This window comes from Alsobacter sp. R-9 (genome assembly GCF_054612375.1).
The window spans coordinates 95536-122361 of the sequence record NZ_JBTSWJ010000014.1; the positions used below are offsets into that span (position 1 = coordinate 95536).

Sequence of the window (26826 nt, forward strand, 5' to 3'; positions counted from 1 at the left end):
CTCAGGCCGGCTCGACGTTGCACAGCGTCACCTTGGTCTCCTGCATCGCCGTCACGGGGTCGTAGCCGTAGGTCGTGATGCCGTTGACGCTCTCGCCGAGGACGATGGGATCGAGGCCGGCGGGATACCGTGACCTGAGGTCGTTGCCCTGCCAGAACCCGCCGAAGTGGAACGGCATGAAGACCACGCCCTGCCCCACCCTCTCGGTGACGAGAGCCCTGACCCGGGCCGACGACTTGTTCTCCGGTCCACGCAGCCAGACCATCTGACCGTTGCGGATGCCGAGGCGGGCGGCGTCCTTCGGGTTTATTTCCGCGAAGGCCTCCTGGACGAGCTCCGCCAGCCAGCGGTTGGACCGCGTCTCCTCGCCGCCGCCCTCGTACTCGACCAGCCGTCCGGAGGTGAGGACGAAGGGGTACTGCTCGCCGAGTTTCCGCTCCGCCGCCGTCTTCTGCACGGTGAAGCCGGCGTTCAGCAGCCGGAAGTCCCGGTTGTCCGGCAACGTCGGATAGGCCTGCACGAGATCCGGGCGGGGCGAGTAGATCGGCTCGCGATGCGTCGGGATCGGGTCCGGCAGGTTCCACGCGTTGACCCGCGCCTTGGCGTTGCCGCCGGGGCTGCAGCCATGCGCGATGGCGACCCGCTGGATGCCGCCGGAAAGATCCGTCTGCCAGCTGACCGCGTCGATGGCGTTGCCACCGACGGCGGTGATGACCGCCATCTCCTCCGGCGTCAGGTCGGTGTCCCAGCCGAGCTTCTTCAGCACGGCCATGGTGAACTCCGGATAGCCGTCCTGGATCTCCGACCCCGGGGTCGACACGCCCTCCGCGAGCAGGTTCACGCCGTTCCGCTCGATGCCGAAGCGCGCGCGGAAGCCGCTGCCGCCCTCCTTGACCGGAAGGGAGAGGTTGTAGAGCACCGGCGTGCCCGGATGCTTCTGCTCAGGCGTGCCCCAGCACGGCCACGGCAGGCCGTAGTACTCGCCCTCGACCGGCGCGGCGCGACCGCGCAGCGTGTCGGGATCGAACTTGTCCTGGTGCTGCATGTGCAGCTTCAGCCGCTCGGGCGACTGCCCCGTGTAGCCGACGGCCCACGTGCCGCGGTTGATCTCGCGCAGCATGTCCTCGACGACGGGGACAGTGCGGTTCGGCCCCTCGAGCGCGATGTGCTTGAACATCTCGTCGGCGAAGCCGAGCCGGCGCGCCAGCAGGTACATGATCTCGTGGTCCGGCTTCGACTCGAAGACCGGCGGGATCACCTCGTCCGCCCACTGAAGCGAGCGATTGGAAGACGTGCGCGTACCCCGGATCTCGAACTGCGTCGCGGCCGGCAGCAGGTAGGTGTTGTCGCGCCGCTCGCCCATGATCGCGTAGGTCGTGGGATGCGGGTCGACCACGACGAGCAGGTCGAGGCCCTCGATGCCCTTCACCGCATCCGGCATGCGCGTGACGGTGTTCCCGCCATGCCCGAAGACCACCATGCCGCGGATTTTCGAGGGCTGGTCGATCTGGTCCTTCGGCAGGTTGACCGCGTCGAACCAGCGGGTGGTCGGGATGCCCTTCTCCTGCATCAGCTTGGGGCTGGTGAAGCGGGAGACCATCCAGTCGTACGGAACGTCCCAGACCCGGCACCAATGGCGCCAGGCGCCCTCGGTGAGGCCGTAGTAGGCGGGCAGGGTCGTGACGTCGAGGCCGAAGGTCCGTCGCCCCCTGCACGTTCGAATGCCCGCGGAAGATGTTGGCGCCACCCCCGGGCACGCCGACATTGCCGAGCGCCAGCTGCATCGTCGTGTAGGCACGGACGTTGGCGGTGCCGACGGTCTTCTGCGTCGCGCCCATGCACCAGATGAGCGTCGAAGGCTTGTTCTGCGACATCAGCTCGGCGACGCGCTTCAGCTGCTCGCCGGGGACGCCGGACACGCGCTCCACCTCGGCCGGGGTCCAGCGCGCCACCTCCTTGCGCACGTCGTCCATGCCGTAGACCCGGCGGGCGATGTACTCCTTGTCCTCCCAGCCGTTCTCGAAGATGTGCCAGAGGATGCCCCAGATCACCGGGATGTCGGTGCCCGGGCGCAGGCGCACGTATTCGGTGGCGTGGGCGGCCGTGCGGGTGAAGCGCGGATCGACGACGATCATGTGCGCCCGGTTGATCTCCTTGCCGCGCAGGATGTGCTGCATCGAGATCGGATGGGCCTCGGCCGGATTGCCGCCCATGATCATGATGCACCTGGCGTTGCCGATGTCATTGAAGGAGTTCGTCATGGCGCCGAAGCCGACCGTGTTGGCGACGCCGGCGACGGTGGTCGAGTGGCAGATGCGAGCCTGGTGGTCGACCGAGTTCGTGCCCCAGAAAGCCGCGAACTTGCGGTAGAGGTAGGCGTTCTCGTTCGAGAACTTGGCCGAGCCGAGCCAGAAGACGCTGTCGGGCGTCGACTCCTGTCGCAACTGCAGCAGCTTCGCGCCGATCTCCTCGATCGCCTGGTCCCAGCTGAGGCGCGTCCACTCGCCGTTCTGCAACTTGAGTGGCACCTTCGTGCGCCGGTCGCCGTGCGTGATCTCGCGCACCGAGGCGCCCTTCGCACAGTGCGTGCCCAGGTTGATCGGGCTCTCGAAGGCGGGCTCCTGGCCGACCCAGACGCCGTTCTGCACCTCGGCCACCACCGTGCACCCGACGGAGCAATGAGTGCAGATGCTCTTGCGGATCTCGACCTTCGGGCCGGCCGGGGCAGCCGACTGGGCTGCCGAGCGCGTCACGAAGCCGGGCGCGGCCTGAAGGGCGGCAGCGGCGCCGACACCGAGGCCGGCCGCGCGCAGGAAACTGCGGCGGTCCATGGGCGGCGAAGCAAGCGAGACGTGGGGAAGGCGGGCCTTGAGGCGGGCGGAATCACCCGGGGTCTTGCGCTTCAGCAGCATGGCGGCCCTCCTTCCGCTTCGCGAAGGGCCGCGCCGGGCGCGACCCGGCGGCGTCAGCGCCTGTTGGTCTGGTAGTAGGTGCGGACATGGTCCGTCTCGCGGTAACGGGCCGCCCGCTGGTCTGGCGTTGCGCGCATCGCCTGTGCCTCGTCCGGGACGACCGCTGGTGCGGCCGCTGCAGCGACGCTCCATCCCATCAGGCCCAGGACGGATCGGCGGCGCACACCGTTGGCTTCGGGCCGTACTCTCTCGTTCATCGGGCGCTCCCGGACGACAGTGGTCGGTTGAGGCCGGCCGTTGCCCCCACAACCCGCAGCGGACAGGTCGGTTCCTTGCCGACGCCTGCCGGGCACCAAACAGGCGGGGCGACGTTGTCGGTCGGAAGGAGCCCTCCCATGCCATTCTCGCGCCTCGCCTGCGGAACCTTCGCCCTCGCCGTCTCCATCGCACCGGGCACCGTGATCGCCCAGGACGCGCCCCCGAAGGCTGCCCCGACGACCGCGGGGGAGACGCTGGCCCAGGACCCCGCGGTTCGCGAAAGCCAGGACCCCGAGCTGACGCCGCTTGGGCGCAACCCGCCCAAGGTCCTCCCCGGCGAGGCCTCTCCCGACCTGCAGCAGTCGATGGACAAGGCTCACAAGGGATCGACGGGCACGACCACCGGGCAGGGGCAGGGGCGTCCTGCTGCGGATGCCCCTGACGCGACGGGAACCGTCCCGCCCAAGGCCCAGACACCGCCGTGAACGACTAGGCCTCTTCGGGCGCCTCGCCCGTGTCGGCATCGGCCCCCGGGGTCTGCAGCGGGAGCGGGCCGAGGACCGCCTCCGCGATCCGCAGCGCCATCCCCGGCGCGAGCGGCAGGCGCGCGGCCGGATCGTTGAAGTCCCAGTCGTACTCGGCCATGCCGCGGAACGAGACGATGGCCGGGTCGGAGACCCAGGCCCGCCGCAGGGCGGCCGCGCGAACGGCCGCCGGGACCCCAGGCCTCAGGAAGGCCGTGTAATCGCTGTCCGCCCCAAGCATGTCCGGATCGGGCAGCGGAGGGTCAGGCACCTGATGGCCGGGGCCTGCGGCATCCGGCGGGGCACCGACCCCCTCTCCCGCCGGCGGCGCTGAAGGGGTACGCGCCGGCAGGCCTGAACGGTGTTCGAGGCTGCGGCGGGACCATCGCGACAGGAACGCGAGCACGCTCATCGACGGCCTCCGGAAACGGTTCCTTTCAACGCGGCCGTTGTGCAACCGGTTGCACAGGGGATATGACGCGCTCCGGATTCCCTCGGCGCCCCCGCCGCTCGCCAACCCTCCCGCCCGACGGCCCATCGCACAGGACTGCACCGTCATGACCCTTTCCGCCTTCGTCATCGCCCCGCCCGCGGTCCCGAGCCTGCCCGTGAAGGGGACGCAGGCGCGCTTCCCGACCCACCGCATCTACTGTGTCGGCCGCAACTACGCCGCGCACGCGATCGAGATGGGCGGCGACCCGAATCGCGAGGCGCCCTTCTTCTTCCAGAAGAACCCGGACACCGTGGTCACGGGCGGCGCGCCGTTCCCCTATCCGCCGCGCAGCACCAACGTTCACCACGAGATCGAGATGGTGGTCGCCCTCGGCCGGGGCGGCCGCGACATCCCCGTCGAGACGGCGCTCGACCACGTCTTCGGCTATGCCGTCGGCCTCGACATGACCCGCCGGGACCTCCAGGACGAGTGCAAGAAAGCCGGTCGGCCGTGGGAGATCGCCAAGGCGTTCGAGCATTCGGCGCCGATCGGGGACATCGTGCCCGCGAGCGAGATCGGCCACCCGTCGCACGGCGCCATCTGGCTCAAGGTCAACGGCGAGTTGCGCCAACAGGGTGACCTCAACCAGATGATCTGGAAGGTGCCGGAGATGATTTCGTATCTCTCCGGGCTGTTCGAACTGCAGGCCGGCGACCTGATCATGTCCGGCACGCCGTCCGGCGTCGGCGCCATCGTGCGCGGCGACCTGATGGAGGGGGGCGTGGACGGCATCGGAACCGTCACGGCCAAGGTGGCCTGACGGCCAGCGGGGCCGGTCGGCGGAAGCGCCCGGACGGACCCCTCCTACAGGCTGATTGGTTCTCCATCCGGACGCTGGTATTTGTGCAGTGCGGCAGCGCCGCGACCAGTGACCGGGAGATCCCCCCATGTTCCCGCAACGGCTCTCCGACGGCTACAAGGCCTTTCTCGGCGGACGCTTCCAGAGCGAGCAGGACCGGTACGAGACGCTGGCCGATACCGGCCAGCGCCCCGAGATCATGGTCGTCGGCTGCGTCGACAGCCGCGTCTCCCCGGAGGTGATCTTCGACGCCGCGCCCGGCGAACTGCTCGTGGTGCGCAACGTCGCCAACATCGTCCCCAGGTACGAGCCGGACCGGGACAGCCAGCACGGCACCTCGGCGGCGCTCGAGTTCGGCGTGCAGGCCCTGCGGGTCAAGCACATCGTGGTCCTCGGCCACGCCCTCTGCGGCGGCATCCGGGCCTTCGCGGACGACAGCGAGCCGCTTTCCCCGGGCGACTTCATCGGCCGCTGGATGTCGCAGATCGCGCCGGCCGCCGAAAGCCTCGGGCCGAAGCCCGCCGACCTCGAGCGGGACTATCTCCGCAAGCTGGAGTTCGCCTCCGTCGAGCTCAGCCTGCAGAACCTGATGACCTTCCCCTGCGTCCGCATCCTCGTGGAGCGCGGCAAGCTGCAGATCCACGGCGCCTATTTCGGCATCTCCACGGGCAGGCTGATGGTGCGCGACCCGGCGACGGGCGTCTTCGAGCCCGTCGTGGCCGAGATGCCGCGCCGCCGCCCGATGATCCGCGCCGCCGGTCCCTGAACCTCAGGCAGGGTGGCGCGCGTTCCAGTCGTCCGCATAGGCGGTGCACTGGCGGTCGAGCGTCGGCCGGTCGAGCACGCCACCAGGGCGGGCACGCGATGGCCCGGCCGCCTGGAACGGCACGTAGCGCTGGTGGGCGATGCGCCACAGGCGCCGGAGTTCGACCAGGGGCTCGGGCGAGTCGTCGACACGGATGTCGATCGCGGGGAACACCTCCGTCGTCCACACGCGGATCGCCGCGGACTGCTTGCCCCGCTTGTCGCCGCCCGCCGCCTCGCCGGCCTCCAGCGCCGTGATCAGCCGGTCATCGAAGTCGAGGTCGACGCCCGCGAGGTAGGCCTCCAGCGTCTTCTCCACCACCTGCGGCCCGGCCAGCATGTTGCCGGCGACCGAGACGTCCGGGCCGCTGACGGACCCGCACCAGTCGACACAGTCCTTGCCGGTGTAGACGGCGATGTGGCCGTGCCGGTCGATCATGTGGGCCTGTCGCAGGGCGGCGCCGGGATCGGCGGCGATCACCGTGTCCATCGCCTCCTGCGGCGAGCACCCCTCCAGCATGTGGCGCAGGCCGTCGATCCCGATGAAGGGATTGACGAAGGACTGCGTCGCCACGACGCCGACGCGCCCGCAGCCATAGGGCACCCTCGCCCCGACGGCGAAGGCGCAGGTGGAGACGGCGACGGCGAGCGCCCCCGTGGCGGGATCGCGGGCGACGATGGACCAGGTCATGGACGGATACCCCGGAAGGAACGTGACGGGGGGAGGATAGGCCGCCGCGGCGGGACGGCAACAGCGCCCCGTGCATGCGGCTCCGCCCGTGCCGCATGGGAGGGCACGCCGACGCCAGCGGCGCGGGTCAGTCCTCGACGCGCAGGACGCCCGCAGCGGCCAGCCGCTCGATCTCTTCCGGCAGATAGCCGGCCTCCCGCGCCACCGCCGCGCTGTGCTCGCCGACCCGCGGCACGTCGAGCCGCTTGCCGAAGCGTCGCCCGTCCATGTCGAGCGGAAGCGCGGGCGAGCGCGTCGTCCTTCCGTCCGGCAGGCGGACGTCGACCATCGCGCCGGGGTGGTTGAGATGCGGGTCGTCGAACAGGTCCTCGGGCTTGTTGATCGGGGCGAAGGGGAGCCCGATGCCCTCGCAGGCCGCGGCGATCGCCTCGCGCGGCATGGAGGCGAAGAGGGCCCGCAGGCGCGGCATGAAGACGTCGCGGGCCTTCACGCGCTGCGGATTGCTGGCGAGGGCGGGATCGGTCTTCAGGTCGTCGAGCCCGAAATGGTCGCAGAAGGCGCGCCACTGGGTGTCGCTGACCACGGCCACGAAGATCTGCCCGCCGTCGCCGGTCTCGAAGACGTCGTAGACGGCCCACGCGGCGAGGCGGTTCGGCATCGGCGCCGGCGGGACGCCGGAGACGGCGTACTGCATCATGTGCTGCGCCACGAGGATCATGTTGGTCTCGAAGAGGGCGCTCTTCACCAGTTGTCCCCGTCCCGTCCGCTGGCGCTCGAGCAGCGCCGACAGGATGCCGATCACGGCGAACATGCCGCCCATGATGTCGTTGATCGAGGTTCCTGCGCGCAGCGGCCGGCCCGGCGGCCCGGTCATGTAGGCGAGCCCGCCCATCATCTGCACCACCTCGTCGAGCGCGGTGCGCTCCTCGTAGGGGCCGGCGAGGAATCCCTTCAGCGAACAGTAGACGAGGCCGGGATTGTCCTGTCGCAGGTCCGCGAAGCCGAGGCCCATCCTGTCGAGGGCGCCGGGGCGGAAGTTCTCGGTGACGACGTCGGCCCCCGCGACGAGACGCCGCGCCAGCTCCAGCCCGCGCGGGTCCTTCAGGTCGATGGCGAGGCTGCGCTTGTTGCGGTTGAAGGTGGGGAAGAAGCCTGCCCCAGATCCGGCGAGCCGCCGGGTGTTGTCGCCCTCCGGAGCCGGCTCGACCTTCACCACGTCGGCCCCGAGGTCGGCGAGCACAAGGCCGCAGCTCGGCCCCATGACCATATGGGAAAACTCGACCACCCTGATGCCGTCGAGCGGCAGGCCCGCGCCGTCCATGTCGTCCTCTCCCGGCCGGCCGCCCCGTTGCGATCGCCGTTGCTTCCTCCATAAAGGGACCGGCGGGCCGCAAGGGCAAGGGCGCCGGGTCCGCCGCGGAGCACCGGCCATGAGCGACTATCCCCAGCGCGTGGACATTCTGGAGGAGGGACCGCGCGAAGCGTTCCAGATCGAGCCGGGCCCCATCGCGACGCAGGACAAGATCCGGCTGATCGACGCCCTCTCGGCGACCGGCCTGAGGCGGATGCAGGTCGCGAGCTTCGTCAACCCGAAGAAGGTGCCCGGCTGGGCCGACGCGGATGCCGTCGTCGCCGGCTTCACTCCGGTGCGCGGGGTCGCCTACCAGGCGCTTTACTTCAACCCGCAGGGCCTGCACCGCGCGCTTGCCTTCCGCGACCGCCTGACGGTGACCGGCTCGATCACGCTCAGCGCCTCGGAGGCCTTCTCCCTGCGCAACCTCAACCGCGACCGCGAAGGCCAGCTCGCAGCCATGCGCGAGCACGTCGGCGTGCACCGCGAAGCCGGCGTGCCGGTGAACCGGCTGAGCGTCATGGCGGCCTTCGGCTGCAACTTCGCCGGCGACATCGCCGTCGATCAGGTGTTGTCGACGATCCGCGACGGCCTCGCCGTGGCGGCCGAGACAGGCGTGACGATCACGCGCCTGTCCCTCGCCGATTCCATGGGCTGGGAGACCCCCGTCCGGGTGGAACGTCTGGTGGGTGCGGTGCGGGAGCACTGGCCCGACCTCGCCCTGACGCTCCACCTGCACGACACGCGCGGCCTCGCCGTCGCGAGCGCGCATGCCGGCCTGCGCCTCGGCGTCGCGTCCTTCGACGCGTCCGTCGGCGGTCTCGGCGGCTGCCCGTTCGCCGCCCAGCCCGGCGCGCCGGGCAACATCGCGACGGAGGAACTCGTCTTCCTGTGCGAGGAACTCGGCATCGAGACGGGCGTGGACCTCGACACGCTGATCGAGGCCGCGCGTCTCGCACGCTCCATCGTCGGCCACACGCTGCCGAGCGCCCTCGTGCTGGGCGGCGGGCTCTCGGCCTTCCGGCGCCGCGCCGCGGGCGGCTGATCGCGATCCATCCCCTGCTCCCCGCTCATGGGAGCCCTGCGGCACGCCGCGCAACGCGCGGTGGACAAGCCCGCCGTCGCGGGTCGATGCTGGCCACGGCCGGATGCGAGACGCCGCCACAGGCGTCCGCCGATCCGCGCCAGGACGGGGGAGACGCGGATGAACGACGGACAGGGCGCCAAAGAGGGCGCAGGAGCGCGCCATGAGGGACGCTCGGGGCTGAAGATCCGGGATGTCGAGGCCTTCCCGGTCTGGGTCGGGCACCGCAACCAGCTGCTGGTGAAGATCACCGCAGACGATGGCACGTACGGCTGGGGAGAGGGCGGGCTGAGCGGCCGCGAACTGGCGGTGGTGGGCGCAGTTCAACACTTCCGCGAGTTGCTGATCGGCGAGGACCCGTTCCGCATCGCCCACATCTGGCAGAAGCTCTATCGGAGCCAGTACTTCGAGGGCGGCCGGGTGCTGACGGCCGCGCAGTCCGCCATCGACATCGCCCTGTACGACCTCAAGGGCAAGGCGCTCGGCCTGCCGGTGTACGAGCTCCTCGGCGGACGCGTGCGCGACAAGATCCCGAGCCTCGCCACGACGAACGCGATCTCCACCGACGTCGCCATCGAGCAGGCCCAGACCTATGTGGCCGATGGCTTCGACGTGGTGCGCTTCGGCCGCGTGAACCCGCTGATGACCGGGGAGGACGAGGCGGCGTTCGAGCCTCGCCAGTCCCTCGCGGAAACGGCGCGGTGCATGGTCCGCGCCCGCGAGGCGCTGGGCACCGGCGTCACCATCGGCATCGACTACCACCACAGGTTGTCGGTGGCCGAGTGCATCTCGTTCTGCCAGCGCATGCCGCGCGGCACGCTCGATTTCCTCGAGGAACCGATCCGCGACGAGAGCCCGGAGGCCTACGCGACGCTGCGCTCGATGGTCGACGTCCCCTTCGCCATCGGCGAGGAGTTTTCGTCGAAGTGGCAGGCCTACCCGTTCATCGAGCGCGGTCTCACGCAGTACATGCGGCTGGATGTCTGCAACATCGGCGGCTTCACCGAGGCGCTGAAGGTCGCGGGCTGGTGCGAGACGCACTACATCGACCTCTTCCCGCACAACCCGCTGGGACCGGTGTGCACCGCGGCGTCCATCCACTTCGCCGCCGTGGTGCCGAACTTCGCGTGGCTGGAGTACAACCGCTCGCAGTTCCGGCCGGCGCCGCCGATCGAGCATGCGCTGTTCCCGACCGCTCCCAATCTCGCCGGCACCTTCTTCCCGATCCCCGACGGACCGGGCATCGGCATCGAGGTCGACGAGAAGGTCCTGCGCGCCGACGCCTTCAAGCACTGGAACCCGCCGATGCTGCACCGCCTCGACGGATCGCACACCAACTGGTGAGAGGAGACGCGCGATGAGCCGCACGGTCGTCATCACGGGCGCCACTGGCAACCTGGGCGTGAAGCTGCGCCGGCACTTCGAGGGGCTTGGCTGGACGCTGCGGCTCACGGACGTCCGTGACGGCGGCGACCCGCGCGTCGTCGCGGCCGACCTCTCGGTCTGGGACGAGCGCTGGGTGTCGACCTTCAAGGACGCCGATGCCGTGTTGCTGCTGGCGGGCGACCCGAGCCCTGCGGCGACGTGGGCATCGGTGCAGCGGCTCAACCTCGACCTGCCGATGAACGTCTACGAGGCGGCCGCGCGGCAGGGCGCGAAGCGGGTGATCTTCGCCAGCTCCAACTGGACCATGGCCGGACACCGCTTCCACGGCGGCGCGCTTCCGACGGAGCGGGACCCGTACCCGGTCAACGCCTACGGCATGTCGAAGCTCGTCGCCGAGCGGATGGGCCGCAGCTACTGGGACCGCTGGGGCCTCTCGGTGATCTGCTTCCGCATCGGCTACTGCCAGCGCGGCGAGAACAAGCCCGGCCCGCACATGGGATGGAGCGACTGGGGCCAGGAGATGTGGCTCTCCGACCGCGACCTCTGCGAGGGCTTCGAAAAGGCCGTGACGGCGCCGCAATCGGTGGGCTTCCAGGTGCTGAACCTGATGTCCGACAATCCCGGCATGCGCTGGGACATCGAGACGACCAAGCGCACGATCGGCTACGCCCCCCGCGACGGCCACCGCGCCAGCGTGACGCCCGAGCAGCAGCGCGGGGCCGTCGCCACACGCAGGACGCGCGAGATGCTGGAGGCAGCCGAACAGTGGCTGCAGGACACCCGCTACTGAGGAGCCGACGATGACCTCCCGGCCACTCGTCACGCTGCGCTCGGAGCGTCTGGAGGCCAGCCTTGCGCTGACCGGCGCGGAACTCTGGTCGCTCGTGTGGGAGGGCGAGGAGCGACTGTGGCACGGCGATCCGGAGTGGTGGGACTACCGGGCACCGCTGCTGTTCCCCGTCATCGGCCGCTCGATCGACGAGACCGTGACAGTTGATGGGCGACCCTATCCCATGCCGCTGCACGGGTTCGCCCGGGACCGCGCCTTCGCCCTCACCGGCTCCGCCGACGGCCGTGTCTCGCTGGCGCAGGAGTCGGATGACCAGACGCACGGGATGTTTCCCTTCGACTACCGCCTCGCCGTCGACGCCTGGGTGGATGGAGACACGCTCGGCATGACGACGACAGTCGAGAACCGCTCATCGCGTCCGATGCCCTTCTGCTTCGGCTACCACCCCGGCTTCCTGTGGGCCGCCACGCGGAACGAGCGCGAGGCGTTCGTCTGCCGGTTCGGCCATCGCGAGGACGCGCCGGTGCGCCGGGCGCGGCTGGCCACCGGGCTGCTGCTGCGGGAACGCGAGACCTGCCCGGTCGGGGGCCGCACCCTCGCGCTGCGCGACGACCTCTTCGAGAGGGGCTCGATCCAGTTCGAGACCCTGCGCTCGCGCGCAGTGTGGTTCGGCAGGCCGGGCGGTTGCGGCATCACCGTGACCTTCCCGGACTGCCCCCACCTCGGCATCTGGACCCGCCCCGGCGCGCCCTTCCTCTGCATCGAGCCCTGGCACGGCTTCGCCGCCGAGGAGGGCGGATCGCCGGAGCTCTCGCAAAGACCGGGTGTCGTCTCTCTGCCTCCGGGACAGACCGCCGCCTTCCCGCTGACGATCGCGTTCGGGACCGACGACCCAGGGGCCTGAACCGCCCTGCACCCTCGGGGCCGAGCGGGAAGCCCCATCGCCGCCGTCCGGAACCTTCTTGCGTCTTCCGTTGTTGTCCCCGGCGGCGCCGGTACGGTCGGAACGGGACTCATCACTTTTCAAATTCCGATCAAGCTTTCGTCACGTCGGTGATCCGGCAAATCACGAACTGTTCTGCCGGATGAGCCTTGGTAACTTGATCGCAGAACCGTCGCCGATCGTCCGAGCTTGGGCTTCGCCAGTATCGGCGCGAGAGATGCAAGGGGAGGAATGCTTGGACGCCACGACGCCAACTGCGGCACGGCGGCGCGAAATCGTCGCCTTTCTCGTCCTCGCGGTCCTCATCTGGCCCTTCATCGCCGTCGGCATCGTGGCCGGCTGGGGCTTCGTCGTGTGGATGTACTACGCGTTCACCGGCCCGCCCGGACCCGTCTGACCCGCCGCTCTTCCCCCCTCAATCCGTCGGTGCGCCCATGGCCTCCTCCCGCGATCACGAGCCTTCACGCCGCGACCTCCTCGCCGGCCGTCCGCAACCCGCCCGCGATCCCGCCGCAGACGGCTGGGCCTGGCATGTGACCGGCCTCGTGGTCCACGCCCGTCCGGACGCGCTGGCGGCCGTGACCAGGGCCGTCGAAGGCCTGCCGGGCGCGGAGATCCACGGCCGCAACGAGGATGGCAAGCTCGTGGTGACGCTCGAAACGCGCAGCGAGCACGAGATCGTCGAGCGCATGGGCGCCATCGGCGACTTGCCCGGGGTTCTCTCGACCGCCCTCGTCTACCACCACTTCGAGTGATCGCGGCGCCTGCAGCCGCCTCCCGCAGAACGCCGACCGCCGACCGCCGAGGATCACGCCATGGACGTCTCCCGCCGCCAGTTCCTGAAGGTGCAGGCCGCCACCGCCGCTGCCGCCGTCGCCGGTGTCGACCTGCCCGCCCACGCCCAGAACTTCGCCGCCGGCGAGGACATCCAGCTGACCTGGTCCAAGGCGCCCTGCCGCTTCTGCGGCACGGGCTGCGGCGTCATGGTCGGCGTGCGGGACGGCAAGGTCGTCGCCACGCATGGCGACATGCAGGCCGAGGTCAACCGCGGCCTCAACTGCGTGAAGGGCTATTTCCTCTCCAAGATCATGTACGGCGCCGACCGGCTGAAGCAGCCTCTGATGCGCGTGCGCGACGGGCGCTTCGACAAGACGGCCGACCTGCAGCCGGTGACGTGGGACCAGGCCTTCGACGAGATGGCGCGGCAGTGGAAGCGCGTCCTCAAGGAGAAGGGGCCGAAGGCGGTCGGCATGTTCGGCTCCGGCCAGTGGACCATCTTCGAAGGCTACGCGGCGACGAAGCTGATGCGCGCGGGCTTCCGCTCCAACAACCTCGACCCGAACGCCCGCCACTGCATGGCCTCTGCCGCGGTGACGTTTATCCGGACCTTCGGCATGGACGAGCCGATGGGCTGCTACGACGACCTCGAGCAGGCCGACGCGTTCGTGCTCTGGGGCTCGAACATGGCCGAGATGCACCCCATCCTGTGGACTCGCATCATCGACCGGCGGCTGAGCGCGAAGCACGTCCGCATCGCCACCCTGTCGACCTACGAGCACCGCACCACCGACCTGTCGGACCAGGGCCTGATCTTCAAGCCCGGCACCGACCTCGCCATCCTCAACTACATCGCCAACCACATCATCCAGACCGGCGCTGTGAACCGCGAGTTCGTCGACCGCCACGTCAACTTCCGGATGGCGAACACCGACATCGGCTACGGCCTGCGACCCGAGCACGTGCTCGAGCAGCGCGCCGCCCACGCCAACGACGCCGCGGCGTCGCAAGGCTCAAGCTTCGACGCCTATGCCAGGATGGTGTCGGAGTACACGCTGGAGAAGACGGCCGAGCTGTCGGGCGTGCCGAAGGAGCGGCTCCTCGCGCTGGCGAAGACCTACGCCGACCCGAAGACGAAGGTCGTGTCGCTCTGGACGATGGGCTTCAACCAGCACGTGCGAGGCGTGTGGGCCAACCACCTCGTCTACAACCTGCATCTGCTGACGGGGAAGATCGCGGAGCCCGGCAACGGTCCCTTCTCGCTGACCGGCCAGCCCTCGGCCTGCGGCACGGCCCGCGAGGTCGGCACCTTCGCCCACCGCCTCCCGGCCGACATGCTGGTGGCCAACGCCGAGCACCGCAAGCACGCGGAGGAGATCTGGAAGCTGCCGCCCGGGCTGCTGCCCGGCGAGATCGGCTACCACGCCGTCCAGCAGGACCGGATGCTGAAGGACGGCAAGCTCAACGCCTACTGGATCATGTGCACCAACAACCTCCAGACGGCGCCCAACACCACGCAGGAGACCTATCCCGGCTATCGCAACCCGGCGAACTTCGTCGTCTGCTCGGATCCCTATCCCACAGTGACGGCGATGGCGGCGGACGTGGTGCTGCCCACGGCCATGTGGGTCGAGAAGGAGGGAGGCTACGGCAACGCCGAGCGCCGCACCCACATGTGGCGGCAGCTGGTCAACGCGCCCGGCGAGGCGCGCTCGGACCTCTGGCAGCTCATGGAGTTCTCCAAGCGCTTCACGACGGACGAGGTGTGGCCGGTGGAGATCCTCTCGGCGAACCCGCAGTACCGCGGCAAGACGCTCTTCGACGTGCTGTACCGCAACGGCTCCGTGGACCGCTTCCCGGCCAGCGAGGTGCCTGCGCCCTACGAGAACCACGAGGCGAAGGCCTTCGGCTTCTATCCGCAGAAGGGGCTCTTCGAGGAATACGCCAGCTTCGGCCGCGGCCATGGCCACGACCTCGCGCCGTTCGACGTCTATCATCAGGTCCGCGGCCTTCGCTGGCCCGTCGTCGACGGCAAGGAGACGCGCTGGCGCTACCGCGAAGGCCACGACCCCTACGTGGAGAAGGGCAGCGGCTGGCAGTTCTACGGCAACAGCGACAAGCGCGCGATCGTCATGGCGGCGCCTTACGAGCCGCCAGCCGAGCCGCCGGACGGCGAGTTCGACCTTTGGCTGGTGACGGGGCGCGTGCTGGAGCACTGGCACTCCGGGTCGATGACGATGCGGGTGCCCGAGCTCTACCGCGCCTTCAGCGGCGCCGTTCTCTTCATGCACCCGGACGACGCGCAGAAGCGGGGCCTTCGACGCGGGCAGGAGGTCCGCATCGTGTCGCGTCGCGGAGAAATCCGCTCACGCGTGGAGACGCGCGGCCGCAACAAGGTGCCGCCGGGGTTGGTCTTCGTGCCGTTCTTCGACGCGAGCCAGCTGATCAACAAGGTGACGCTCGACGCCACCGACCCGATCTCCAAGCAGACCGATTTCAAGAAGTGCGCCGTGAAGGTGGTCGGTATTGCCATGGCGCAGGGAGGCGCGGAATGATCCGCCCGCTCCTCCTCGCCGCCGTCGTCGCCCTCGCGACGCTCACTGCGACCGCCCTGGTGGCGCAGCAGGAATCGCCGCGGCTGACCGGGCCCACGCCCTTCACGAAGGAGACGCCGATCCCGCCGATGCAGCGGCAGGTGACCGACGACGTCCGCAAGAAGCGCAACTATCCCGACCAGCCGCCGCTGATCCCGCACGCCATCGAGGGCTATGCGCTCGACCTCAACGCCAACAAGTGCATGGCCTGCCACGCGCGCAAGTTCACGGAGCAGTCGCAGGCCCCGATGATCAGCGTCACGCACTACCAGGACCGCGAGGGCAACACGCTGGGCGGCGTCTCGCCGCGTCGGTTCGCCTGCCTCACCTGCCACGTCACTCAGACGGGGGCGCCGCCACTGGTGCCCAACACGTTCACGGACATGGACGCGCTCGTCGAGCGGGAACCGACGGGGCGCTGACATGACCGCCATCGCGCGCGCCTGGACCACGTTCTGGCAGAACTCGTGGGTGAAGACGGCGACCCGCCCGCCGGTCACCCTCTCCCTCGCCTTCCTGACGCTCGGCGGCTTCGTCGCGGGCGTGATCTTCTGGGGCGCCTTCAACACGGCGCTGGAGGCCACCAACACGGAGGCCTTCTGCACCTCGTGCCACGAGATGCGCGCCAACGTCTTCGAGGAGCTGAAGGGCACGATCCACGCGAGCAACCGCTCCGGCGTGCGCGCGAGTTGCCCGGACTGCCACGTCCCGCACCAGTGGACCAACAAGATCGCGCGGAAGATGCAGGCGTCCAAGGAGGTCTGGGGCCACATCTTCGGGTCGATCGACACGCGTGACAAGTTCGTCGCACTGCGCCGCACCCTGGCCGAGCACGAATGGGCCCGCATGAAAGCGAACGACTCGCTGGAGTGCCGCAACTGCCACAGCGCCGCGGCGATGGACGTGTCGAAGCAGAACCCGCGGGCGGCGACGGCGCACGAGCGCTTTCTCTTCAGCGGCGAGAAGACCTGCATCGATTGCCACAAGGGCATCGCACACAGGCTCCCGAACATGCAGGGCGTGCCGGGCTGGCAGTAGCGGTCAGGTCGGCGCCTCGTCCGAGCCGGCAGGGGCGGGACCGGACTTCGTATAGCGGGCGATCGCCGCGCGGGTGTTGAACATCAGGTCGGGCCCGAGCTCGCGGTCGAAGCCGTCGCGTCGCACGACCGCGAGCACGTCGGGGTTGAGGTCAAGCAGCCAGAACGCGATGCCCTGTTCGCGGGCCTGCGCGGCGCCGGCCTTGATCATCTGCAGGGCCGAGTACTCGATGTTCGGCACCCGGCTCATGTCGAGCGCGAGCACCCGCGGCCGATACTCCTGCACGAGGCTCGTCACGTGGTCGGCGACCGCCTGGGCGTTGACGAAGAACAGCAGCCCTTCCGGCCGGACGATCAGCAGGCCCTCGAACGTCTCGTCCTCCGGATGCTCGGCCGAAACCGGCCGCAGCACGTCGGCGCCACGCTTGCGGCCGATGACGGACACGCGGGGGTCGGTCGTCTGAAGCGCGAGGGTGATGAGCGACAGCACGATGGCCACAACGATCCCCTGCAGCGTGCCGAAGACGAGCACGCCGGCCGCTGCCGCCACGGCCCACACGAATTCCATGCGCCGCACGCGCAGGATCGTGGTGAAGTCGGCGGGCTGGATCAGGCCGACCGAGTAGACGATCACCACCGCGGCGAGGGTCGCCTGCGGCAGGAAGCCGAGCCACGGCGCAAGGACCAGCATCGTCGCCACGGCGGCCGCCGCGCAGACGAGCAGGGCGACGGGGCTTCGACCTCCCGCAGACCGCACGACGCTCGTCTGGGTCGTGCCGCCACCGGCTGGCATGGCGCCGGAAAAGGCGCCGGCGAGGTTGGCGAGACCGACCGCGACGAGCTCCCGGTTGGGTCGGATCGGCGGATCCCGCGGCGCCTGGAAGGCACGGCCGGCCGCGATGGTCTCCGTGAAGCTCATCAGGGCGATGCCGAGCGCGCCCGGCAGCAGCGCCCTGACGAGACCCGGATCGGGAAGCGTGAGGGAAGGCAGGCCCTGCGGGATTGCACCGACCACCGCGACGCCCCGGTCGGCCAGCCCGAGCCACCACGAGAGAACGACCGCGCCGCCGACGGCGACGAGGGGCACCGGCGAGTGAGGCCGCACCCGTTCTGCGGCGACGAGCAGCGCCATCGTCCCGAGCCCCACGAGCACGGTCGGCCCCGACACCGTGGCCAGCGCCTTGAGGAGCGCCTCCGCTGCCTCGACCGGGTTGGAGCCGTGGCCAACGGAGATGCCGAGCAGCTTCGGCAGCTGGTCGAACACGATCACCAGCCCGATGCCGGCCTTGAAGCCGGTGAGGACAGGCATCGAGATGAAGTTGGCGACGGTCCCGAGCCGCGCCAGCCGGGCGACCAGCAGGGCCAGCCCGACGAGGGCCGTCAGTGTCGCGGTCGCCGCAGCGAGCCGGACGGGGTCGCCATCGGGAACCGCGGCCGAGAGCTCGGCCCCCGCAAGGATGGCGATCGTCGTCGTGGAACTGACGCTGAGGATGCGGGAGGAACCCAGGAGAGCGTAGACGACGGCAGGGACGAACGCCGTGGCGAGGCCCACGCCGACGGGGAGCCCGGCCACCGTGGCATAGGCCATGGCCTTCGGCAGCACCACGGACGCGGCGATGAGCCCGGCCATGACGTCGGATCCGACCGCCGCCGGGTGGCCCCCCTTCGTGTCCGTCTCGCGCACGTGTCCCCCCGGCGTGATCGCGCCGACAGGCCGTCGGCGCAACCGACAGCATACGCCGTGCCGACGCTGCGTCAGCATCGGTGCACTGCGGGTCTGGTCTGACCGGCTCGTGCCCTCCATGCAGGGCGGCCATCCGCGCCCGGGGCTGGCCTTGCGGACGGAACTGCATCACAAGAGGCCGAAACGCCGCGCGGGTCGACAGCGCGGACGGCGAGGAGCGACGCCCCCGTGACTGCCCAGCCCCTTCCATCGACCGCCGCGCGCGCCGCGATGCCGGTGCTGCTGGCACTGAGCGCGACCCACCTGCTCAACGACATGATCCAGTCGCTGATCCCGGCGATCTATCCGATCATCAAGACCGCCTATGGGCTGGACTTCGGCCAGATCGGCCTGATGACCTTCACCTTCCAGGCGGCGGCGTCGCTCTTCCAGCCCGTGGTCGGGCACGTCACGGACAAGCGGCCGATGCCCTACTCGATGGTCGTCGGCATGGGGTGCTCGCTCGCAGGCCTCCTCATCCTGTCGCATGCCGGCAGCTACCCGCTGCTGCTGGTCGGCGCCGCGACGGTCGGCCTGGGCTCGTCCATCTTCCACCCGGAGGCGACCCGCCTTGCGCGTCATGCGTCAGGCGGGCAGCACGGCCTCGCCCAGGGCATCTTCCAGGTCGGCGGACAGTTCGGCAACGCGCTGGGCCCGCTGCTGGCGGCGTTCGTGATCGTGCCCAACGGGCAGGGCAGCCTTGCCTGGTTCTCTGTTGCGGCCCTGCTGTCGATGGCGCTGATGGTCTGGACGGGGCGCTGGCACGCCGGCTACCGCGAACGTTCCCGCCGCGAGAACGGGGGAAAGGCCCCGGCGGTCGCTGGCCCCGTGGCGTCGCCCTGGCGGATCGGCTTCGCCATCGCGATCCTCGTCGTGCTGCTGTTCTCGAAGAACGCGTATTCGTCGAGCTTCAGCTCCTTCTACACGTTCTACCTGATGAACCGCTTCGGCGTGACGGTGCAGACATCCCAGGTGATGCTGTTCCTCTTCCTCGGCGCCTCGGCCGCTGGCGCGCTCATGGGCGGCATCATCGGCGACCGGATCGGCCGCAACCGGATCATCTGGTTCTCGATCCTCGGCGCCCTGCCCTTCACGCTCATCCTGCCCTTCGCCAACCTGTTCTGGACCGGCGTCCTGACGATCGTGATCAACCTGATCATGTCGAGTGCCTTCGCCGCGATCCTCATCTACGCCATGGAACTGCTGCCCGGGCGGATCGGCATGATTGGGGGGCTGTTCTACGGCCTGTCCTTCGGCCTCGGCGGCATCGCCGCCGCGCTGCTGGGCGAGCTTGCGGACCGCACGAGCATCGAGTTCGTCTACCGTGCCTGCGCCTTCCTGCCCGCGATGGGCCTGCTCGCCTGGTTCCTGCCGCGCATCAGCGTCGGCGGGAAGATGCCGTCTCACTGATCGGGCCGGCTCAGGGCTTCCGGCCGCAGGGCGTCTCGTTCGGCAGGAGGCCGAGCGTGTCGAGCACGTTGGTCTCGTGAAGGAACCCATCGAGCGGCGCAAGGTCCACGACCGCGTCGTGGGTGGCGAGCAGCACGGCCTGCCGCAACTGGCGGTCCCAGGGCCGGAACGAGCCGGGATAGCCCTTGTAGAGCTCCAGCCGGAGTTCCGGGTCGAGCAGGCGGGCAAGCAGGGGCTGACCCGTCCTGCTCCGGGCCTCGCGCACCTCCGCCTCGGTGACGGCGCGTACCGCGACCCACGCCGCCCAGTCGGCGTCACCCATGGGCCGGCCTGCCTCCCGCTCGAATCGACGGCTCAGCTGGGGGGCACCCTGCCGCTCGAAATAGGGGCTCCAGGCCACCGCCGAGAGCCCGTGCGAACCCACGACGGGCCGCGGCAGGGCCAGCCGGTAGCCGACCGTCCGCCCGCCGTCCCCCAGGCTGTCGGCGACGAACACCGCGTCGAAATCGCTCCCGCCCGTCAGCAGCGCGACGCTGGTCTCCTCGCGCCGGCGAGGATCGTTGCTGATGACGAACGGCTTCACCGCGACGATGCGCAACCCGAACTTGCGGGCACTCGCCTGGAAGGCATCGGCGAGCGCCTTGTCCTCGTCCTCGGCGCCCTGCAGCACGAGCACCTTCTTCCAGTTCTTCTTCGCGAGGAACTGGCCCACCGCGTCCGTGCGCTGCTGGCGGCTCGGCTGCACGTGGAGGAGCGGCGCGGCGCAGGTATCGGCTCGCAGCCGGTCGTCGGTCTCGCGCACGTCGAAGAGCACCATGCCCCCGGCCTTCCCCGCCGCGGCGCGCTGATCGGCCGCCGGCAGGTCGAGGAGGACCGCCGTCGCGCCGTCGGCGCCGAGCGCGGCGAGCGCGGCACCAACGTCCTCGTCGGGCCCCAGCGGCCGCTGCCGCAGGCGCAGCGCCAGTCCCGCCGCGCGCGCGCTCGCCGTCGCATCGCGCAGCCCGAGCTCCGCGCCCGGCAGCGGCGGCTTGCGGATGATGCGGAACACGCCGTCGCGCACCTTCGTGTCGGCGTAGGCCGGATCGCCCTCGCGCGACACGTATCCGATGACGAGTTCGCGCGCCGGTTGCTGGGCCCCCACCGGCGCGGCCGCCAGGAGCCCCAGCAGGACGCCCGCCGCCAGCCTAGTCGTCGATGAGGATCGCATAGGGGATCTGCCCTACGGGAACGGTCTTGCGGACCTTCCCGCCGGCCGTCGTGATGATGCTGAGGTCGTCGGAGAGGCCGTTGGCCACGTAGAGCGTCTTCTCGTCCGGGCTGAGCCGCAGACCCCAGGGCCGCTTGCCGACGAGGATCATGTCCGTGACCTTCTTGCTCGCCACGTCCACCACGGCGACGTGGTTGGCGCGGCCGAGCGCCACGTAGGCAGTCTTGCCGTCCTTCGTCATCAGCAGGTCGACGGGAGTCACCAGTTCGCGGCGCATGCCCTTGGGCTTGAACTCGATCTTGCCGGTCGAGGTCAGCGACTGGGTGTCGATGATGTCGACGACGCCCGCGAGTTCCGCCGACACCCACAGTTCGCGACCGTCCGGGGTGAGGGCGAAACGGCGCGGGCGGCTCCCGGTCGGGATGTCCTTGATGACCTTGTTGGCCGCCACGTCGATGACGTGCACGAGGTTGGCCACTTCCGACGCGACGAAGACGCGCTTGCCGTCCGGCGTCACCAGCACGCCCTCGGGTTCAGGGCCCGTCGGATAGTGCGCCTTGACCTCGTCCGTCTCCATGTCCAGCAGCGTCGCCTCGCTGTCGTCCTCGTTCGAGATGTAGAGGTCGCGGCCGTTGGGGTGCAGGGCGAACGTCTCGGGGTCCGGGATGTCGCGGAAGCGCTTCAGAAGCTTCTTCGTCTCGATGTCGTAGACGGCAATGGTGTCGTCATTGCCGCAGCCGACGATCAGGCCCTTCCGGTCCGGCGTGAACGTCATGCCGCGCGGCCGCGAACACGACTTGAAGGAGCCGACCACCTCGTCCTTCGCGTTCAGGATGGTGATGTCGTCCGACCGCTCGTTCGAGACGAAGATCTGTCCGGTGCCCGCCGCGAGCGAGGCACCGGCCCATGACAACAACGCGGCGGCCGCGACGGCCACCGGAACCCAGGCTCGCATCGTTTCCATCCCCCGTCGGCGCCGGAGCGCCGTGGAATGATGGTGCCCCTAGGGCGGAGCTTTGGCAATGGCGGGGCGGGGTGCGGCAAGCACGTCGCGCACGGCGGCGGCCACGGCCTCCGGAGCGTCCAACTGGATCTGGTGGCCGGTCCCGCGGACGACGACCGGAGCGGGCGCTCCGACGATCGCCGCGAGATCGCGCTGGAGGTCCAGCCAGACGCGCTCCATGCGCCCGTCCGGATAGAGCCGGTTCCAGATGGCGTCGCCATGGACGAGCACGCGGCTCGCCGTCGAGGGGGCCGGCCGCACGTTGAGCCTCGCGAGGGTGGCCGCGTTCGATCGGATCTCGCCGATCACGGCCTTGCGTGCCTTCTCGTCCACCGCGAGGGAAATGGCCCGCCGGTGCATCGACTCCGGCAATCCGTAGATGGCCGAAGCGGGGTTGGGCGGGCTGATGAACCGGTAGGGATCCTCCGCGACGCCGACGCCCGCATGGCCGAACCGGGCGAACTGATCGGGATGCATGCTGTCGACGAGGACGAGCCCACCCACCCGCGTGGGGTGCAGTGCCGCGTAGTGGGCCGCGACCACGCCGCCGAACGAGTGCCCCACCAGCACGAGCGGACCATTGATCGAGGCGGAGTGGAGCAGCCGGTCGAGATCCTCGACGATGTTGTCGACCGTCCGCGGCCGGCCGGCCGGCGTCGAGAAGCCTGCACCGGCCCTGTCGTAGCTGCAGGTGCGCGTGGTGCCGGCGAGCAGCGGCTGGACGTATGTCCAGTCCAGATGGTTTCCACCGAGCCCGGCCTCCAGGATCACCGTCGGAAGAGGGCCTTCATCGCCGGTGCAATACAGGTGCAGCGTCTCGGCCCCGGCCTGGTAGAGGACGCCGGGCGCCGGAAACTCCTCTCCGGCACGCGCCGCGCCGACGAGACCGCACGCTGCGGTCACGATGGCCGACAGGGCCATTGGCAAGAGCACGGCAACTTGCCACCATCGCGGTGGGGAAGAGCGCTGCCGGGGAGACGTCGCATGCGGAGCGGTCGCCATGATCGTGCCTTCTGGCCCTTGATCGCCGTGTTCTGGGCCTGTGCAAGCGCTGTGCCCAGTGCAGTTCACGCCGATATGATCCCGTGCCCGGACCTGGAGCGGCGTTTCGAAGGCATGAAAGCCACCGCGACACACCTTGAGGTGGTCAGCCTGTCCTTCACCGTGGCCGACAGCGGCTGCGAGGCGCTGATGCAGAAGCTGCTCGAGGGCGGCATCTCGCCCCTCGCCCGCGACCGCGAAGGCAACAACGCTCTGACCCGCGCGGCCAGGGCCGGCCACGCCAGCGTCGTGAAGCTTCTCATCGACAAGGGCGCCGACCTGGAGCAGCGCAACCTGCAGGGAGCAACCCCGCTGTTCGCCGCCACCGTGGCCAATCGCGCGAAGATCGTCGAACAGCTCGCGCAGGCAGGCGCGAAGATCGATTCACCCGGCCGGTCCGGCGTCACCCCGCTGAGCGCAGCGGCTTTCAACGGCAACGACCGGCTCGTCGCGTGGTTCCTGTCGCGCGGTGCCGATCCGAAGGAGATGGATGCCACGGGCAAGTCCGCGATCGTCTATGCCGCGGCGCGCGGGTTCGCGCCCACGGTGAAGCGGCTCCTCGATGCCGGGGTGGACGTCAACCAGCGCTACGGCAACGACCTGACGCTGCTGATGTGGGCTTCGGGCCATGCCAACGACGCGCCGGAGGCCGACGGCCTCGCCACGGTCGAACTCGTGCTCGCCCGGGGCGCCCGGCTCGACGACATCGACAATCGCGGGCGCACCGCGCTGATGATGGCGGCGGAGCAGGGCCACGCAGCCGTGGCGAAGAGGCTGGTCGCCGCCGGAGCGAAGACGGACCTGCGCGACAAGGACGGCAAGACGGCCGCCGATCTGGCGGAGAACGCCGAGGTGAAGGCCGTGTTGGCGCCCTGACGGGCGTTCATCCCTCCTGACCGGCGGAGGCGAGCGGATGCATCCGCTCGCCGGACCGGCTTCGCGAGAAAGCGTTGGTGAGACTCAGCGACCCGCCATGAAGGCGGCGAGCGCCGTGATGTCCTCCGGGGCGAGCGTATTCAGGATGTCGCTCATCCACGGGTTGTTGGTGCGCTTGCGGCTGCGGAACTCGGTGAGCGTCAGCAGCAGGTACTCGTGCGACTGCCCCGCGATGCGCGGGTTCGTGCTGTCGCCCATGCCCTGCGCGCCGTGGCAGGCGCCGCACTGGCCGGCGACGATGGCCGTCTCGGCCCGCTTCGTGTCGGCCTCGGAAGCGCGCGGCTGGTTCAGGTTGGGCCATTGCTGCTTCGAGAACCACTCGGCGATCGCCATCATCTCGTCGCGGGACATGTCCGCGGCCATGGCGTTCATGATCTCGTTCTTGCGGATCCCGAGCTTGAAGTCGCGCAGCATCAGGTAAACGTAGCCCTGGTGCTGGCCGAAGATGACAGGGATCAGCTTGTCCGCCGGCACGCCCTTCTCGCCATGGCAGGCAAGGCACTGCACCGCCTTCTCCGGAATGTCCGCAGGCTGGGCCGAGACGCCGGAGGCGGACAGGACGCTGGCTCCGATGACCAGGGCGACGAGGCGGGGGAGGATCATGCCGGTCTCTCGCGGGTTGGTGTGTCGTGAACGTCGACGAGGCCCTCGCGGGCCTCGTCGGAAGTCGGGAAGACGGAGGCGCGGGCGCCTCCGCTTCGATGCGGCTCAGTCCGCCAGCGTGAAGGCGATGATGTTGTTGCCGCGCTTGTAGTCGATCTGGGTGTTGCCGCCCGCGCCGACCACCACGTACTGCTTGCCGTCCACCGAGTAGGACGATGGCGGCGCATTGACGCCGGCGCCGGCCTGGAACTTCCAGAGCACGGACCCGGTCTCCGCGTCATAGGCCTTGAACTGGCCGTTCGCCTCGCCGGTGAACACCAGACCGCCCGCGGTCGCGAGGATGCCGCCGATCATCGGCTGCTGCGTCTTGACCTGCCAGCGGATCTTGCCGGTGTTGTAGTCGACGGCCGTCACGTTGCCCCACTGCTCCTCGGCCGGGATCACCTTGAAGGCGCCGCCGAGCCACAGCTTGCCCGCCGGATAGGGCGAGCTCTCGACATGGTACGTCATGGGCTGGTGCAGGTTGATGGCGTAGGACAGCCCGAGGTTCGGGTTGACCGCCATCGGCGACCACTCCACGCCGCCATTGGCGCCGGGAAGCATGCGGGCGCCTTCCTTGGTCGGCAGGACCCACATGTTCTCCTGCGGCACCATGGCCTCGGAGAAGCGGATCAGGCTGCAGTCCTTGGCGTCATGCACGTAGACGTGCCCGGTCTTGCCGCCGTGCAGCACGCCCTTGATCGGCTTGCCGTCCTTGCCCGCCACCGTGGTGATGATGGGAGGCGACACCGCATCGAGGTCCCACACGTCGTGGGCGATGTACTGCAGGTGGCAGACGTACTGCCCGGTGTCGAGGTTCACCGACACGAGCGAGTCCGTGTACAGGTTGTCGCCGGGGCGCAGCGAGCCGTCGAGGTCCGGCGACGGGTTGCCGACCACGAAGTAGATGCGCCGCGTCTCGAGGTCGACAGCCGGGTTCTGCCAGACGCCGCCGCCCAGCGTCTTGTAGGGGTCGCCGGTCTTGGCGAGCTGCGCCTTCTCGGCCTCGATGTTGCGCTTCATGTCACGGCCGGTGGCGTCGTGCGTCGCCCACACGCCCACCGAGTTCTCGGGGATCGTGTTGAACGTCCAGACGAGCTTGCCGGTCTTGGCGTCGAAGGCCTTCACGAAGCCGCGGATGCCGTACTCGCCGCCGTTCGTGCCGATCAGCACCTTGCCGTCCACGAACGTGGGCGCCATCGTCTCGCTGTAGCCGAGCTCAGGATCGGCGATCTGCGTCTCCCAGACCAGCTTGCCCGTCTTGGCGTCGAGGCCGAGGAGCTTAGCGTCGAGCGTGGCCATGTAGACCATGTCGCCGCCGACGGCCACGCCGCGGTTGTTGGGGCCGCAGCAGTAGACCGTGATCGGTCCCATCTTGTGCTTGAAGTGCCAGAGCTCCTCGCCCGTGCGAGCGTCGAGCGCATAGACATGGTTGAACGAGGTCGTCACGTACATGACGCCGTTCACGACGATCGGGCTGGTCTCGAGCGATTCCCGCACCTCCGTCTGGAAGATCCAGGCGGGCCGCAGTTTCTGGACGTTCGAGACGTTGATCTGGCGGTTGGGATAGTACCGCGTCTGGTTGTAGTTGCCGTTCGTGTGCAGGAAGTTGTTGCCGTCACCGGCGGCACGGTTCAGCAGATCCTGCGTCACCGTGTTCATGTCGCCCCACTTGGTGGCGCCCTTCACTTCCTGTGCTGAGGCGGCGGAGGCGTATGCGAAGCCGGCGGCAACGGCCATTGCCGTCGCGGCCAGAAACTGGCGCGTCTTGACCATCCTTGCGTTCCCCCGTTTGGCTTAATTGCCAAGACGGACATTTTTACGTCCGTCGCACGGACTTTGCGCCCCGTCACGCAGGGGTGTCAATTCGCCGAGACTGCGCGGCCCGCATGTCGCTCCGCAATTCATGCATGCAGGCGCATGGCTTGCACAATAAATCAGCGCCAGGGGCAGTTCTTGAGGTCCCGGACATGCACGGAGAACACCTCGTTCTCGACCACCTTCACGCCTTCCGCCGTGCAGATGCGGTTCTTCATGTCCTTCATCCGGACATCGTAGGTGCCGCCCGCGACCTTCACCGGCAGGCGCTCGTCGAAATCGACCGTGCCGTCGTCGTCGGCCTTCGTCAGGTTCGGTCCCCACTTGGTGGTGCCGGCCGGCGCCAACCGGACCTCCTTCAGCGTCACGCCGGTGAGGTTCCAGAACTGGGTGCCCTTCTTCTTCTCCGATGCGGCCTGCGCCATGCCGGCGACGAGACACGCGGCGAGAATGATCCCCGCCCTCTTCAGCATTCGTTCCTCCCCCATTTTGTCGTCTTCGGCCAACTGTCCTTCGTCGACGCGACCGTGGCAAGCGGGTGACGCCCCGCGGGCTTTGCGGCTGCTAAGTGAAAGGTCCGATGGCATTGCGGGCGCGTTTGCC

The 26826-nt window shown here is 69.4% G+C and carries 25 protein-coding genes and 1 pseudogene; 14 read left to right on the plus strand and 12 right to left on the minus strand.

All coding sequences use genetic code 11. The annotated features are described in order from the left end of the window. Position 1: 1 nt before the first annotated feature. Together ACX9GQ_RS20325 and ACX9GQ_RS20330 are read right to left on the minus strand one after the other, a co-directional pair. A pseudogene (locus ACX9GQ_RS20325) lies at positions 2-2912 on the minus strand (formate dehydrogenase subunit alpha). A 53-nt stretch (positions 2913-2965) separates the two neighbouring features. Further along, positions 2966-3169 carry a formate dehydrogenase gene (locus ACX9GQ_RS20330; protein WP_459631419.1) on the minus strand — a complete coding sequence of 68 codons (204 nt, stop codon included), beginning with the start codon at positions 3167-3169 and terminating at the stop codon, positions 2966-2968. A gap of 138 nt (positions 3170-3307) precedes the next feature. Here ACX9GQ_RS20330 and ACX9GQ_RS20335 point away from each other — a divergent pair, with 138 nt between their 5' ends. Further along, positions 3308-3655, plus strand: a complete 348-nt coding sequence (locus ACX9GQ_RS20335) for a hypothetical protein (RefSeq protein ID WP_459631420.1) — start codon at positions 3308-3310, stop codon at positions 3653-3655. 4 nt (positions 3656-3659) lie between these two features. Here the strand turns inward: ACX9GQ_RS20335 and ACX9GQ_RS20340 are convergent, their stop codons facing one another. Beyond that, entirely contained in the window at positions 3660-4106 is a 447-nt protein-coding gene (locus tag ACX9GQ_RS20340) for a DUF3306 domain-containing protein (RefSeq protein WP_459631421.1), read from the minus strand. A 145-nt stretch (positions 4107-4251) separates the two neighbouring features. On the opposite strand from ACX9GQ_RS20340, the gene ACX9GQ_RS20345 reads away from it, so the two are divergent. Beyond that, positions 4252-4947 (plus strand): fumarylacetoacetate hydrolase family protein, encoded by a 696-nt coding sequence (locus tag ACX9GQ_RS20345; RefSeq protein ID WP_459631422.1) that lies wholly within the window; start codon positions 4252-4254, stop codon positions 4945-4947. Positions 4948-5074: 127 nt separating this feature from the next. Next, positions 5075-5752 (plus strand): carbonic anhydrase, encoded by a 678-nt coding sequence (locus ACX9GQ_RS20350; RefSeq protein ID WP_459631423.1) that lies wholly within the window; start codon positions 5075-5077, stop codon positions 5750-5752. A gap of 3 nt (positions 5753-5755) precedes the next feature. On the opposite strand, the gene ACX9GQ_RS20355 is transcribed toward ACX9GQ_RS20350, so the two are convergent. Then, entirely contained in the window at positions 5756-6481 is a 726-nt protein-coding gene (locus tag ACX9GQ_RS20355; RefSeq protein ID WP_459631424.1) for a DUF1028 domain-containing protein, read from the minus strand. Between the two features lie 127 nt (positions 6482-6608). Next, complete coding sequence (locus ACX9GQ_RS20360; protein WP_459631425.1) at positions 6609-7802, minus strand: CaiB/BaiF CoA transferase family protein; 1194 nt, start codon at positions 7800-7802, stop codon at positions 6609-6611. 109 nt (positions 7803-7911) lie between these two features. Between ACX9GQ_RS20360 and ACX9GQ_RS20365 the strand changes: the two genes are divergently transcribed. The 9 genes from ACX9GQ_RS20365 (at position 7912) to ACX9GQ_RS20405 (ending at position 16444) form a co-directional block, all read left to right on the plus strand. Next, positions 7912-8877, plus strand: coding sequence for a hydroxymethylglutaryl-CoA lyase (locus tag ACX9GQ_RS20365; protein ID WP_459631426.1), 966 nt, complete (start codon positions 7912-7914; stop codon positions 8875-8877). A gap of 159 nt (positions 8878-9036) precedes the next feature. Continuing rightward, positions 9037-10260 (plus strand): mandelate racemase/muconate lactonizing enzyme family protein, encoded by a 1224-nt coding sequence (locus ACX9GQ_RS20370; RefSeq protein ID WP_459631427.1) that lies wholly within the window; start codon positions 9037-9039, stop codon positions 10258-10260. 13 nt (positions 10261-10273) lie between these two features. Next, positions 10274-11092, plus strand: a complete 819-nt coding sequence (locus ACX9GQ_RS20375; protein WP_459631428.1) for an NAD-dependent epimerase/dehydratase family protein — start codon at positions 10274-10276, stop codon at positions 11090-11092. A 10-nt stretch (positions 11093-11102) separates the two neighbouring features. Then, entirely contained in the window at positions 11103-11996 is an 894-nt protein-coding gene (locus ACX9GQ_RS20380; RefSeq protein ID WP_459631429.1) for an aldose 1-epimerase family protein, read from the plus strand. A gap of 274 nt (positions 11997-12270) precedes the next feature. Then, positions 12271-12432 (plus strand): periplasmic nitrate reductase, NapE protein, encoded by a 162-nt coding sequence (locus ACX9GQ_RS20385; RefSeq protein WP_459631430.1) that lies wholly within the window; start codon positions 12271-12273, stop codon positions 12430-12432. Between the two features lie 37 nt (positions 12433-12469). Further along, positions 12470-12790 carry a chaperone NapD gene (locus ACX9GQ_RS20390; RefSeq protein WP_459631431.1) on the plus strand — a complete coding sequence of 107 codons (321 nt, stop codon included), beginning with the start codon at positions 12470-12472 and terminating at the stop codon, positions 12788-12790. A gap of 60 nt (positions 12791-12850) precedes the next feature. After that, entirely contained in the window at positions 12851-15367 is a 2517-nt protein-coding gene (gene napA / locus ACX9GQ_RS20395) for a nitrate reductase catalytic subunit NapA (RefSeq protein WP_459631432.1), read from the plus strand. Beyond that, the gene (locus tag ACX9GQ_RS20400; protein ID WP_459631433.1) at positions 15364-15828 is read left to right on the plus strand and encodes a nitrate reductase cytochrome c-type subunit; all 465 of its coding nucleotides are present in this window, start codon (positions 15364-15366) and stop codon (positions 15826-15828) included. The genes napA and ACX9GQ_RS20400 overlap by 4 nt, the downstream gene beginning before the upstream one ends. 1 nt (position 15829) lies before the next feature. After that, positions 15830-16444, plus strand: coding sequence for a NapC/NirT family cytochrome c (locus ACX9GQ_RS20405; protein ID WP_459631434.1), 615 nt, complete (start codon positions 15830-15832; stop codon positions 16442-16444). Positions 16445-16447: 3 nt separating this feature from the next. On the opposite strand, the gene ACX9GQ_RS20410 is transcribed toward ACX9GQ_RS20405, so the two are convergent. Beyond that, positions 16448-18073 (minus strand): SulP family inorganic anion transporter, encoded by a 1626-nt coding sequence (locus ACX9GQ_RS20410; protein WP_459631469.1) that lies wholly within the window; start codon positions 18071-18073, stop codon positions 16448-16450. A gap of 324 nt (positions 18074-18397) precedes the next feature. Between ACX9GQ_RS20410 and ACX9GQ_RS20415 the strand changes: the two genes are divergently transcribed. Continuing rightward, positions 18398-19576: an MFS transporter gene (locus ACX9GQ_RS20415; protein ID WP_459631470.1), complete on the plus strand. Its 1179-nt coding sequence runs from the start codon at positions 18398-18400 to the stop codon at positions 19574-19576. A 10-nt stretch (positions 19577-19586) separates the two neighbouring features. Here the strand turns inward: ACX9GQ_RS20415 and ACX9GQ_RS20420 are convergent, their stop codons facing one another. Genes ACX9GQ_RS20420 through ACX9GQ_RS20430 form a run of 3 tightly spaced genes read right to left on the minus strand, consistent with a single transcriptional unit; the run spans position 19587 to position 22707 of the window. Further along, positions 19587-20783, minus strand: coding sequence for a type 1 periplasmic-binding domain-containing protein (locus ACX9GQ_RS20420; protein ID WP_459631435.1), 1197 nt, complete (start codon positions 20781-20783; stop codon positions 19587-19589). After that, positions 20761-21738 (minus strand): PQQ-dependent catabolism-associated beta-propeller protein, encoded by a 978-nt coding sequence (locus ACX9GQ_RS20425; protein ID WP_459631436.1) that lies wholly within the window; start codon positions 21736-21738, stop codon positions 20761-20763. The genes ACX9GQ_RS20420 and ACX9GQ_RS20425 overlap by 23 nt, the downstream gene beginning before the upstream one ends. Positions 21739-21786: 48 nt before the next feature. Continuing rightward, entirely contained in the window at positions 21787-22707 is a 921-nt protein-coding gene (locus tag ACX9GQ_RS20430; protein ID WP_459631437.1) for an alpha/beta fold hydrolase, read from the minus strand. A 195-nt stretch (positions 22708-22902) separates the two neighbouring features. Here ACX9GQ_RS20430 and ACX9GQ_RS20435 point away from each other — a divergent pair, with 195 nt between their 5' ends. Beyond that, positions 22903-23703 carry an ankyrin repeat domain-containing protein gene (locus ACX9GQ_RS20435; RefSeq protein ID WP_459631438.1) on the plus strand — a complete coding sequence of 267 codons (801 nt, stop codon included), beginning with the start codon at positions 22903-22905 and terminating at the stop codon, positions 23701-23703. A gap of 84 nt (positions 23704-23787) precedes the next feature. Here the strand turns inward: ACX9GQ_RS20435 and ACX9GQ_RS20440 are convergent, their stop codons facing one another. The 3 genes from ACX9GQ_RS20440 to ACX9GQ_RS20450 all read right to left on the minus strand — a co-directional run bounded on the left by ACX9GQ_RS20440 (position 23788) and on the right by ACX9GQ_RS20450 (position 26696). Next, the gene (locus ACX9GQ_RS20440; protein WP_459631439.1) at positions 23788-24366 is read right to left on the minus strand and encodes a c-type cytochrome; all 579 of its coding nucleotides are present in this window, start codon (positions 24364-24366) and stop codon (positions 23788-23790) included. Between the two features lie 105 nt (positions 24367-24471). After that, positions 24472-26181: an outer membrane protein assembly factor BamB family protein gene (locus tag ACX9GQ_RS20445; protein WP_459631440.1), complete on the minus strand. Its 1710-nt coding sequence runs from the start codon at positions 26179-26181 to the stop codon at positions 24472-24474. Between the two features lie 161 nt (positions 26182-26342). After that, on the minus strand, positions 26343-26696 hold the full coding sequence (locus tag ACX9GQ_RS20450; protein WP_459631441.1) for a hypothetical protein: 354 nt from the start codon (positions 26694-26696) through the stop codon (positions 26343-26345). Positions 26697-26826 lie beyond the last annotated feature (130 nt).